Source organism: Coleofasciculus sp. E2-BRE-01 (assembly GCF_040221695.1).
Taxonomy (GTDB): domain Bacteria; phylum Cyanobacteriota; class Cyanobacteriia; order Cyanobacteriales; family Coleofasciculaceae; genus Coleofasciculus.
Window position 1 is genome coordinate 1 of sequence record NZ_JAVKEA010000025.1, and the last position, 11,846, is coordinate 11,846.

Consider the following 11,846-nt stretch of genomic DNA (forward strand, 5'->3'; position numbering starts at 1 on the left):
ATGTTCCTTCTGCCTCTTGGATTTTTTCAACTATGACTCCTGGTAAGTTAAGGAGTTTTGTTATTTCTCTTTTCACAATTCCTAGCCTGGATTTTAGGGACACTACGTTAATAGTTTAGCACACTAAGTCCGGAAGACCCATAAAAATTGCTATCTGATGTATGCTTATCTTGATAATCCTGCCACAACGCCTCTAAATAGTTCCTTTTCCCCTGAAACGTCAGCCACCCCTTTTTCTGAATAAAGGCAATAAACATCAACCGATTAAACAGCTTTTGAGTAAACATCCGCCGCTGTTCCCCATCCGCCATCATCGGCTCAAGTAACCCTTCCACCTGTTCAAATACCCGCCGATATGTCTCAAAGAATTTTTGCGTTACCTTCTCAACATCAAACGCCTGATCATGACGCTGCTGAATTGTCAAGGGGTCTAACCCAGAAATCCCCGCTAAATCTAATAAGTTGAGGCGTTCCGTCGCCGTTCGTAACTGTTCCCCTGGACTAACGGTAATCCGGCGAAAAATCTGGCGCTTATCCTGTCTTTCATCGTATTTAACGTTAAGAAAATGCCACTGATCTTGAGTATAATTAGAAAAGATAAATAAAGCATAAGGATGATTATTCAATAACTGATTAACCACCGGACGCTCATCACTTGCCAACAAGCGCTGCGACTGCAACCGCCCATAAATAATATGAAACTCACTATTCGCAGACGCTAATAATAGCGGATCTTCTGCTAAGAGTTGGGAAACCGGATCACTCCATCCCCGCCGCGAAAGGGATTGATTTTCGCGATCATAATTCAGTTCAGACCAAAATAACTCCTTGAGTGGATTTAACCCTTGCAGCGACGAAAGGATATCGAGAATAGACTGCTGGAATTCTGGTTGGCGCATGATGATTATCTCTTGTTTCCAACTAAACGGTGATATCCCCCTAAAAACCCCTCAAATCTTTCTTAATTAAAAAAAGACTTTGAATCCGGTTCCCCCCTTTCAAAGGGGGGTTAGGGGGGATAGGAGATAGGGGCTAGGGGGGATCTACAACAAACCCTTCAACTGATGAACCCGCTGCCATTCTTCATTCGTCACCTTATAATTCGTCCCATTCGGTACACGAATCACCCCCAGACTCTTCAACACCGCATCTTGCTTTAAACAGTCCCGCAATAGGGGCTTCTCTAACAGTTTAGTCGTAAACCGAATACGCGCTTGCGGCTTGCTTCCCAAACGAGACTTATCAATCCAATAGCCAATATCCGGGACTTTATCCAACAGTTTAGGCGGTTCAATAATTTCCGCGATCGCATAAATCCCCGCATCCTGTCCGGCTTTCCAAACCAACACCCCATCACCCGCCGCCATATCCTTAGCGTAGCGAGTCACTAACCACGGCATTTGCTCAAAATCGCGAATCGCATCAATAATCCGGTAATACTTGGGATTGCCTTGAAAAAGCCAGTACGCCATTCCTTCTCCTTCTCCAAAAAATACCCGTCTAACCCATCCTGATCAAGCCTAACCTAAGCTCAAAACTCTGCAATACCTTGATTTTACCCCTCCCTAACCCTCCGGGAACTGGAACGGTAAACAGCCGAGATGCTATAAGTCCTCAAAAATAAAGCGACGCCTTCTGAACAACTGGCGTCGCTGATGATACTTAAAAATAGAGGCTAGCCTCTGGCTAACCTCTAATCCTAACCGACTATTTCGTTTCCGAGAATTCAGCGTCGATGACATCATCACCACCACCGGATTCACCACCGGGAGCAGCACCGGGTTCAGGACCACCTGCACCACCGGGAGCAGCGCCGGGTTCAGGACCACCCGCTTGTTGATACAAGTTAGCACTGATGCTGTAGAGGGCTTGTTGCAATTCTGTGGTCAGCGTCTTAATCTTCTCATCATCTTCCTGAGAAACCGCCTCTCGCAGATCCTTAATCAAGCCTTCAACCTTCGTCTTGTCTTCCGCTGGGACTTTATCACCCAATTCATTAAGCTGCTTCTCAGCTTGATACGTCAGAGAATCGGCTTGGTTCTTGCGATCGATTTTCTCACGCCGCTCTTTGTCCGTCGCTGCGTTGGCTTCGGCTTCCTGAACCATGCGATCAACGTCTTCACTGGGTAGGGTAGATGCCCCTGTAATGCTAATCGATTGCTCTTTACCCGTACCTTTATCCTTCGCAGTAACGTTCAGGATACCATTGGCATCAATATCAAAAGTGACTTCAATTTGGGGAACGCCGCGTGGTGCTGGGGGAATCCCATCGAGACGGAATGTACCCAGACTCTTGTTGTCGCCGGACATTTCCCGTTCACCTTGGAGAACGTGGATTTCGACGTTGGTTTGACCATCCACAGCCGTGGAGAAGGTTTCTGACTTCTTGGTAGGGATGGTGGTGTTGCGGGGAATAATCTTAGTCATTACACCGCCCAAGGTTTCTACACCCAAGGATAGAGGGGTAACATCAAGGAGCAGAATGTCTTTCACTTCACCCGCTAAGACACCCGCTTGAATCGCTGCACCAATTGCAACCACTTCATCGGGGTTCACGGTTTGGTTGGGATCTTTACCCAATACCCGCTTAACCACCTCTTTTACCGCCGGAATCCGGGTGGAACCACCGACTAAGACAATCTCATCAATCGCACTTTTATCAATTTTGGCATCACGTACCGCATTCTCAACTGGGATGCGACTCCGATCAATTAAGTCCGCACAGAGTTCTTCAAACTTCGCCCGAGTCAAGGTCATATCCAGGTGCTTGGGACCTTCCTGGGTAGCGGTGATGAAGGGTAGGTTAATTTCGGCTTGGGTAACGCTGGAGAGTTCAATCTTGGCTTTCTCCGCTGCTTCCGTTAAACGTTGCAGGGCTTGCTTGTCTTTGCGTAAGTCAATCCCTTCGGATTTCTGGAATTCAGCGGCGAGGTAATCGACAATTTTCTTATCGAAGTCGTCACCACCGAGGTGAGTGTCACCAGAGGTTGATAATACTTCAAAGACACCATCACCGACTTCTAGGATGGATACGTCAAAGGTTCCACCACCAAGGTCAAAGACTAAAATTGTTTCGTTGCTCTTCTTGTCTAAGCCATACGCCAGAGAAGCCGCTGTAGGTTCGTTAATAATCCGCAACACTTCAACGCCAGCAATCTTACCTGCGTCTTTTGTGGCTTGACGCTGGGAGTCATTGAAGTACGCCGGAACCGTAATCACGGCTTGAGTCACCGTTTCGCCCAGGTACTTACTGGCGTCATCAACGAGCTTCCGTAGCACTTGAGCCGCAATCTCTTCGGGTGCAAACTGTTTGCCTTGAGAGGGACAATCCAGTTTAACGTTATCGCCAACTTTGAGGACTTTATAAGAGACTTCGGTAGCTTCATTGGTGACTTCGCCATGTCTACGCCCAATGAAGCGTTTGACGGAGTAGAACGTATTTTCCGGGTTCATCACCGCCTGACGTTTGGCGATTTGACCCACGAGGCGATCGCCATTTTTGGCATACGCCACAACTGAAGGGGTTGTACGTCCGCCTTCCGCGTTAGCAATCACGGTGGGTTTACCCCCTTCCATGACGGCTACGCAGGAGTTTGTTGTACCTAAATCAATTCCAACTACTTTTGCCATAAGAGTGTTCCAAGTTCGCTTAACTACAAATACTGGTGAAGTCGGGGAGCGTGACTGTTGAACCAAAATCTAGTTCAATCAGCAGCCAATGTGAGCTTCAATATCATTGGTTCGGCTACCAATCTCTATACTGAACGCGGTTAGCCTGTCTCATGAAGGGGGGGTTCCCGAACCTGAGATGGGACGGTTCGATCTGGTGATTGCTCGTTCCAGTCGCTATCCCAATTACCAATCATCAACCGTTAACTTCGTGCTGATTTCTTTCGCTGTGTCTAATGTAGGAAACTCTATGGGGTAAAGGATTGGGGCGAACCGTAACGAATCAGTTGTGTTTGCCGTCTGTTACTCGGTTAAGGCATCTGTGCCCTTTCTAGGCTGGCAAACCTTGGTCTTAAGTACAACCCAGGACTCAGTGTTTAAATACTTGATTTTGACTAATATATCGGGTTATTATATAAGGTTATTTTAGAAGCAATCCCATGATTTTTGTCTCCTAGGGAGCTTCTAATTGACTTCTCCACGCTTTGAAAAAAGAGAGTTTCATTGTAGGGGCGGGTTTAGGAACTACACTCAGCTATTGCTGAAATAACTGAACAACAAAACCCGCCCTGATTAAAAGCCTGGTTACAGATTGACTGAACGATCGCTCAAAAACCGGACTGAAATCCTAAACACACCAACGCTAACAGCCCACCTGTCAAATAAAACGCACCGACAATTTGGGTTTCTGACCAACCGCTTAATTCTAAATGGTTATGAAATGGTGACATTTTAAACAGCCGTTTACCGACTCCAGCCTCATCTTTTGTGGCTTTGTAATAAGCAACTTGGGCAATCACCGAGATCGATTCCCAACAGAAAATGCCACTGAGAACAAATAAACACCAGAGGTTCTGACTCAATAATCCTACCGCCGCGAGAGCGCCACCTAAAGCCAGGGAACCCGTATCTCCCATAAACACAGCCGCAGGGTGGCGATTATGCACGACAAACCCCAGACAACTGCCACTGAGACAAGCACAGAACACCATTAAACCCGGTGAACTTGGGGCAACGATCGCCGCCAGTGCCAAAAGCGCGATCGCACAGGTTCCCCCAGCCAATCCATCGACCCCATCTGTAAGATTCGTGGCATTACTTTCCGCCGCCAGAACAAACAGCGCCAGGGGCCAGAACAATAATCCTAAGGGTAAAACGATCCCAAACGGGAGTGCGATCGCAGTAATACTAATCGGTTGACTTGCCGCCAGCCAAATACAAAATACCAACCCCACGCTGATCTGTAGTGCCAATTTCAGGCGGGGGGAAATACCTTTATTAGAACGGCGGCGGATAATTTGCCAATCATCCAACCAGCCAATCATCCCATAAGCTAGGGTCACAACGGATACAACGAGGACATTAACAAACTCTTGCCCTGCCAGTGCCAATCCCGACCAAACTAGAGCAACCATTACCGCCACAGGTACAAAAAATACCCCACCCATGGTTGGGGTTCCAGCTTTTTGTAAATGAGTTTGGGGTCCATCTTCCCGGACAATCTGCCCCATTTTCAACGTTTGCAGAAACGGGACAACCCCATATCCCAGCGCCGCTGTCAGCACGGCACAAATCAACAGAGGTAACGTCAGGGAGACTCCGGCGAACAGGGAGCGTTCCCCCAACCCATCTAGAATCAATGATCCCAGACTCAAACCAACGGCTAGTAACGTCAAGAGGCTGGAACCCGTTAAATTAAACGACCGCCCAGAAGTTAATTTTGCGTCTATCACGGACAAACTATCCCTTTATCGAACTTCCTCACACACAATCAGACGCATGGCGTCTTGACGATTCCCGTGTGACCCACGGCACTGATGGGAATCGTAACATCAATAGGGTACTTGCAATCAATCCTTCAAGCAAATTTACTTATTGTTGCCGGATGATTCATCACTATGGCTAACTAAAGGAGCAACTTAATAGCGGAAAACTGCCGCGATCGGTGATTGAGCGGGTACTCGCTCGGATTCTACAGCAAAAACTGTTCCACCATTCAAAACCGTATAAACGGCTGCTAAATCCAATAAATCTTGGTCACCAGCCTGGTGTTGCTCATGTAGCTGCACCGTGTTGCTCTGTGGGTCAAAGCTACCCCACTGCTGATGGTCTAAGGCGACAAACAACGAATCAATGCGTTGATTATAAGCCGCCTGCACTACTTCTTTCAGGGCATCAGAGGCTTGTTCCTGATTATTTCCAGAAAATTCTCTGAAGCGGTCAATTGCGTCTTTCTCTGCCTGTTGAAACTTAGGCTGCACGATTGCCCAGGCTTTGGTATGGAGATCCTCTGGCTTGGAAAGTTCGGGATTACCTGTAATGCCTTCGTCTAGAAGATGGGGGTAGGAATTCACTCGTTTATAAATCGGCAGGAGATACTCTACACCTGCTAGCACTAGCGGTACAGTCTCATCTGGTAGAAACTCTTGCATCCCTTGATTCACTTGGCTTAAAAAACGGATGATCTGATTTTCTTGATCTTCATCCACACCTCGTCCATGCATAGTTCCCGGATCTGAACCCGGTAATCCACCAGGGGAATAGGTTTCAGAGGACATGAATTGAGTCTGATTTTCCGTATCCTCATACTGCAGTACACTCATCAGGCTTTCGGGCAGATTGTCAACATTCTCAGGCTGGATTTCCCGAATGCGATCGCGTGTTCCCACTAAGAGTCGTACCTTCTTTTGACTCAGTGCCAAGATATAGAAACACCCATCACCCGTCAGCAGTGGCATTAGTGGCTTGAGGTGAAATTGGTCACTAACCACGACTAACTCGTCAAAATCCAGGGGTAGACGGTAATAGCGAAAGAAATTGGGAGAAATGAACAGGGCAAGTCCATGATTCTGATGACGCCAAAACTCATCGCGTTCCAACTCTTGAGCGCTGTTGAGCAGTTCTTGGGCATCGGCTGGACGCATACCCTTTTCAACCAACTGGGCTTCGGCTTTCCCCCGGAGATTCTTGAAGCGAATGGGGTCTTGTTGGATTTCTGGACCTGCCGTATGGGTAGGCATAAATATAGAAACACACAATCCTTCTGGCTGTTTAACCAAGGTTTTGAATTCGTCTCTCGATAGTAATGGCATAAAATTGAACTCCTATACTTCTCTTCAATTGAAAAAAATCAAACGAACAGGCAAGATAGCCAGCTCTAGCGCTACGCGCCAGACAATGGGCAATAGGCAATAGGCAATAGTGAAGAAAAACGCTTACTCATCAAGGGATTGAGCGATTTGAATTTTTCTTTTATGTCCTAACTAGAGTGCGTAGTGCTATAACCCTAATGGTTAGAGGCTAAATCTCTGACGACTTGTTTAGGTTGGGTTGCCGTTTAGCCTAAAAGCCTAAGCTTGCCTGCCTTTATTTCAACGAAGATAGTATGTTCCATACATCTGCCTTACGATAGGAAATCCTGTATTGATAACGATTTGCGGCTCATAATAATAGTAGATAGCCAGAGTCGGGGGAGCATACCCTGCATAAAGTAGGGGTACGACATGTCGTACCCCTACCTGGCTAACGTCGCTATCGCACAAGTGTCATAATTAACCCATCTACAACCGCCCAGATCACTTATTTTTACCGTTAACTGTAGTTATTGAACTGACACTCTAAACGCTACCAAACGTAGGAATTGGGCTATTCGTCGGACGACCAAAACTGGGTAGGTCAACATGAGTGATATTGCGATTCCTGACAGCGAGTCGATAGCTGACACTTTGTAACTCCGCATGAAGTTGGCGATTTTCTCGTTGTAAGCGGCTCACCTTATCTCTCACTGGTGCCATGCGTTCAGCAAACTTCTGGCGATAAATTTGGGGTAGCTCCTGAACCACCTGCTCTAACATGCGCGACCGATCCGTTAATTCTTGCACAGACTGGCGCAACTGATAAATTTCTTGATCGCGAGTCGTAATCTGCTCTTGGTAAAATCTGACTTGCTGCTCCACATCTTGCAACTGTTCTCGCAAGACTCGCATTTGGGCTTGATGACGCTCAGAAACCTCGGCTGGCGGTTTAAAGCTCGCATTGCCTTTAACCAAGCGAAATAGCTCTTGAGAGAGTTGCTGCACGAGCTGATCTCTCAGATGTAACTCTTCCCGAAGGCGAGACACTTCAGTTTGCAGCGCTGGTAGGGTTGGGGTTTCAGTCGCGTTCACGATAGCTTACAGCTCCAATACAATAGGGACTCCCAATAGCAGAAGACGATGGGCAACGTCGCTCGGTGATGTGATTACCCTGTAGGAGGATGATATCACTACTAGGGTTATGCTTGACACGTTAACTCCAAAATAGTCATTTGTCATTTATCATTGGTGGTTGGGAATGAGTGAGTTGCTCTTGCACCAATTGCGCTAACTTTTGGGCGGCACCTGATTCACCCCGGACTGCCCGCAGGCGCGATCGCATGTCTTCTAGTTTTTGGGGATGCTCTAAATACTCAAGTACCAATTGTGCCACATCCTGAGGTTTCAGTTGACCCACGACTTCTGGCACAATTTCCGCTTTTGCCCAAATATTGGGCCACGCAAATAGGCGTTTTTGTTGCAGAATCAGCCAATTAATCAGTTTGGCAAAACTTGTTCCTACTCCGGGTAACCGCGCTAACAATCCGGGTAATCCATCCCAAGCCCGCATCGCATCCAGTTGCTGAGTCGGTAATAACACAATCATCGGTACACCGAGGGAACCTAATTCCGCCGTATTCGCTCCCACTGTGGTTAAGCACAGACAGCATTGGGATAATATCTCATGGGCGGGAAATTCGGTTATAAGTTCTACCGTTACACCACTCGCCATTTGGAGTCTTGAGTGTAGGGGCGGGTTTAGGGAATTTTGTTTCGTGAGTGATGATAACTTGGGTTCAAAACCCGCCCTGAATAATGTAGAGACTTCGCTCAAGGGAACCTGGTTTTGACTGTAGGGACGAGTTTCACTACTATCGTTTTCTGTCACCCGGATATTGCTAAACCCGCCCTCATCTTCCCTATCTCCCCTCACCAATTCCGCCGCCCCCCATACTAATTTCTGAATCAGGGGATTTTCTTGGGGATCAGCAAAACGGGCTAGCGTGGGTAAATCTAAGGTTGGTGCAACAGGAATCAAAAAACGGGTTTGAGGTCTAACTTTGTGAATGTGTTCAGCAATAGCTAACCCTAATGGTACTCCCTGAATCAATTTGGCAGGTTTTGACCCTGGAAGTAAACCAATCCATTCAATTGGGGAAGTGTTAAGTGTTGACCCTTCACTGCCTTCGAGGACAGGGTTTTGAGTTAACTCCCTCTGCTTCCCCAGCTCCCCCTGCTTCCCCAGCTCCCCCTGCTTCCCCAGCTCCCCCTGCTTCCCCAGCTCCCCCTGCTCCCCTGCTCCCTTACTCCCTCTTGCCACATCTGCCATTAAATCTCCCACTACCGTTAACTTGTAGCGATATTTTGTCGGGGCTTTGGCAATAATATCGGGTTTCATCACCCCGAACCGATCAATCCAGCGATGCCAACGGGCATCCCATTCGGCATAAACAACAGTACGATATTTTAAGCGAGAACCAATAACGACAGGAAAAAACTGATCGCCGCCTAAGAATACCACCACGCCGCGATCGCGCCAGTCCCAATTTTCGGCAGTTTTCCCCCAGAGCAAAAAGGGAAAGAAATGCTCTGCCCCTTGCACTCGGTCTACTTCGGGGTAGGATTGAACAATCTGGGCTTCTTTGCCTGTAGCATTGGGACAAGGAGACAGAATCACCGAGATTCGGAAGACAGCGCGATCGCATCCTAGCTGCTGGCGCAAGGCTTTGACCACAGGACGTACCCAGGTGGTAACTTCACCCGGACCATTGGAGAGAATTAAAATATCAGTAGCTGGCATCCCATCCAAAATCTAAACTTTAAACTTCACTATAAAATTAGCCAACCTTAGCAAAAATCAACCAAATCAGTGAGTGCTATTCGTTTTGATCAAGTTCATCTCCAATTTCCCGGGACACCCCAACCTGCGGTAAATGGTGTAACCTGCGACATTGAAGCGGGTCAACTGGTCGTCATTTTAGGTCCATCGGGATGTGGTAAAACCACAGTTCTCAAGATGGTCAATCGATTGTATGAACCCACATCCGGTGCGATTTATCTGGATGGGGTTAACATCCGCAAAATGAAAGTCACGACGCTGCGTCAGCAAATTGGCTACGTGATTCAACAGTCGGGCTTATTTCCGCATCAGACGGTGGCAGAAAATATTGCCGTTGTTCCCAAGCTTCTGGGATGGTCACGCTCAAAATACCAGTCTCGCGTTGATGAGTTATTGACGCTGGTCGAACTCCCCCCTCAAGTTTACCGGAATCGTTACCCGGCACAGTTATCCGGTGGACAGCAGCAGCGTGTTGGCGTGGCGCGGGCGTTGGCTGGTGATCCGAAGTTAATGCTAATGGATGAACCTTTTGGTGCCATTGACGCGATTACCCGCCAATCTTTGCAAGACGAAATCTTACGAATTCAGCGTCAACTGCATAAAACGATTCTTTTTGTCTCCCATGATGTGGAGGAAGCGCTGCGTCTGGGGGACAAGATTATGATTTTGCAAAAGGGTGAAATTGTCCAATTTGATACGCCGTTAAATATTTTGACGCACCCGGCTAATGATTTTGTCCGGGAGTTAATGGGTGCCGATGATATGTTGCGTCAGTTAAGTTTACAGGGCGTGGAGACGGCAATGCAGCCAGTTTCTCCAGATTATCAGTATCAGGATAATCGTGCGATCGCGCCTCACGAGAATTTGCGTCAAGCTTTATCCCTCCTCTTACAGACAGGAACTCAGAGATTGCCTGTCATGGATGAAGGAAAGGTAATTGGTGTATTAACCCTAGAGACGATTCAAAAAGCCGCCAAGATGGGTCAAACTTGATAGCCAGTTATCTGTCTTATTCGGAGTTTCGGAAAATAGCCACTAGGCAAAAAAATAGTGTTACATAGTTTTTGGAATTATCCAATTTAAGATATTACTATGAACAACTCGTCTTTTTTTGATGAACAAAAGCAACAATCACTCGTTAAAGCCAGAATAGTTGAGAAATACTTTTGGGCATGGGCAAAAGTTATCATTGGATTTTTGAAACAAAAAGAACAAAAGCAAAAGTCAAAGAAGCTGAAACTTGCTTATATTGACTTGTTTGCCGGTCCTGGTCGATATCAAGATGGTTCCGAATCGACACCGTTGCGTGTACTGGAAACTGCTATTCGAGAACCAGATTTTAGAGAACGCTTGATAACGCTTTTTAATGATGCTGATGCAAATAATACACAGTCACTCCAGAACAACATTCAGTCAATTCACAATATCAATAAACTAAAAAATAAACCCATTGTTATAAACCATGAAATTGGTGAAGAGATAGTTCAGAGGTTTGAACAAGTTAAATTGGTTCCCACTCTATTTTTTGTCGATCCATGGGGATATAAAGGATTGTCATTACAACTTATTAATTCTGTGGTTAAGAATTGGGGCTGTGACTGTATATTTTTCTTTAACTACAACCGGATTAATATGGGATTAGGTAACGATGCCGTAAAAAATCATATAAATGCTCTATTTGGCGAAGAACGTGCGTCAGAACTTCGAGAAAAATTGCAGCTACTAAAGCCAGCCAAGAAAGAAATCGCTATTGTCGAAGAAATTTGTGAAGCGTTAAAAGAAATGGGTGGAGAGTATGTGCTTCCTTTCTGTTTTCGACATGAAAATGGCAACCGTACTAGCCATCATCTAATTTTTGTCAGTAAGCATGTAAGAGGTTATGAGATTATGAAAGAGATTATGGCAAAGGAAAGTTCGACAACAGAACAAGGTGTTCCATCTTTTGAGTATAATCCGGCAACAAAATTCCAACCTTTACTTTTTGAACTTTCACGTCCACTGGATGAACTCACAGATATGTTATTAGATGAGTTTGCCGGTCAAACAATGACGATGATAGAGGTTTATCAAAGACATCATATTGGTAAACGGTACATCAAGAAAAATTACAAAGATGCTCTTCTAAACTGAAGTTCCCCCCATCCCGATTGAGGATAGAAGCCTAAACCGTGACTATGTAAGCGTTTGAGCCAATTATCCTTCTCAATTCGTACCCATGTATATTTAAGATTTTCTTAATACTCTTGGGGAAAAATCTGTGAGAC

8 protein-coding genes and 1 pseudogene are annotated in these 11,846 nt (G+C 46.3%); 2 read left to right on the forward strand and 7 right to left on the reverse strand.

Features of this window, described 5'->3' with window-relative positions:
* Positions 1–140 precede the first annotated feature (140 nt).
* The 7 genes and pseudogenes from RIG66_RS03075 to RIG66_RS03105 form a co-directional block, all read right to left on the reverse strand.
* Positions 141–899, reverse strand: a pseudogene (locus RIG66_RS03075) (Eco57I restriction-modification methylase domain-containing protein); the annotation flags it as partial.
* 144 nt (positions 900–1,043) lie between these two features.
* Positions 1,044–1,472 (reverse strand): EVE domain-containing protein, encoded by a 429-nt coding sequence (locus RIG66_RS03080; RefSeq protein WP_446375102.1) that lies wholly within the window; start codon positions 1,470–1,472, stop codon positions 1,044–1,046.
* A gap of 235 nt (positions 1,473–1,707) precedes the next feature.
* Entirely contained in the window at positions 1,708–3,630 is a 1,923-nt protein-coding gene (dnaK, locus tag RIG66_RS03085; protein WP_446375104.1) for a molecular chaperone DnaK, read from the reverse strand.
* Between the two features lie 647 nt (positions 3,631–4,277).
* Complete coding sequence (gene mraY, locus RIG66_RS03090; RefSeq protein ID WP_446375116.1) at positions 4,278–5,399, reverse strand: phospho-N-acetylmuramoyl-pentapeptide-transferase; 1,122 nt, start codon at positions 5,397–5,399, stop codon at positions 4,278–4,280.
* A gap of 189 nt (positions 5,400–5,588) precedes the next feature.
* Entirely contained in the window at positions 5,589–6,761 is a 1,173-nt protein-coding gene (locus tag RIG66_RS03095; protein ID WP_446375106.1) for a baeRF3 domain-containing protein, read from the reverse strand.
* Positions 6,762–7,286: 525 nt separating this feature from the next.
* Entirely contained in the window at positions 7,287–7,835 is a 549-nt protein-coding gene (locus RIG66_RS03100) for an Npun_F5560 family protein (RefSeq protein WP_446375108.1), read from the reverse strand.
* A gap of 136 nt (positions 7,836–7,971) precedes the next feature.
* On the reverse strand, positions 7,972–9,543 hold the full coding sequence (locus RIG66_RS03105; RefSeq protein ID WP_446375110.1) for a lipid-A-disaccharide synthase: 1,572 nt from the start codon (positions 9,541–9,543) through the stop codon (positions 7,972–7,974).
* A gap of 69 nt (positions 9,544–9,612) precedes the next feature.
* On the opposite strand from RIG66_RS03105, the gene RIG66_RS03110 reads away from it, so the two are divergent.
* Both RIG66_RS03110 and RIG66_RS03115 read left to right on the forward strand, forming a co-directional pair.
* Positions 9,613–10,575: an ABC transporter ATP-binding protein gene (locus RIG66_RS03110; RefSeq protein WP_446375112.1), complete on the forward strand. Its 963-nt coding sequence runs from the start codon at positions 9,613–9,615 to the stop codon at positions 10,573–10,575.
* Between the two features lie 99 nt (positions 10,576–10,674).
* A complete protein-coding gene (locus RIG66_RS03115) occupies positions 10,675–11,712 on the forward strand; it encodes a three-Cys-motif partner protein TcmP (RefSeq protein ID WP_446375114.1) in 1,038 nt (345 codons plus the stop codon).
* Positions 11,713–11,846: the final 134 nt, after the last annotated feature.

Coding starts and splice junctions, on each gene's coding strand:
- RIG66_RS03080 (WP_446375102.1), bottom strand. CDS start 1,472: ATGGCGTACTGGCTTTTTCAAGGCAATCCCAAGTATTACCGGATTATT.
- dnaK (WP_446375104.1), bottom strand. CDS start 3,630: ATGGCAAAAGTAGTTGGAATTGATTTAGGTACAACAAACTCCTGCGTA.
- RIG66_RS03095 (WP_446375106.1), bottom strand. CDS start 6,761: ATGCCATTACTATCGAGAGACGAATTCAAAACCTTGGTTAAACAGCCA.
- RIG66_RS03105 (WP_446375110.1), bottom strand. CDS start 9,543: ATGCCAGCTACTGATATTTTAATTCTCTCCAATGGTCCGGGTGAAGTT.
- RIG66_RS03115 (WP_446375114.1), top strand. CDS start 10,675: ATGAACAACTCGTCTTTTTTTGATGAACAAAAGCAACAATCACTCGTT.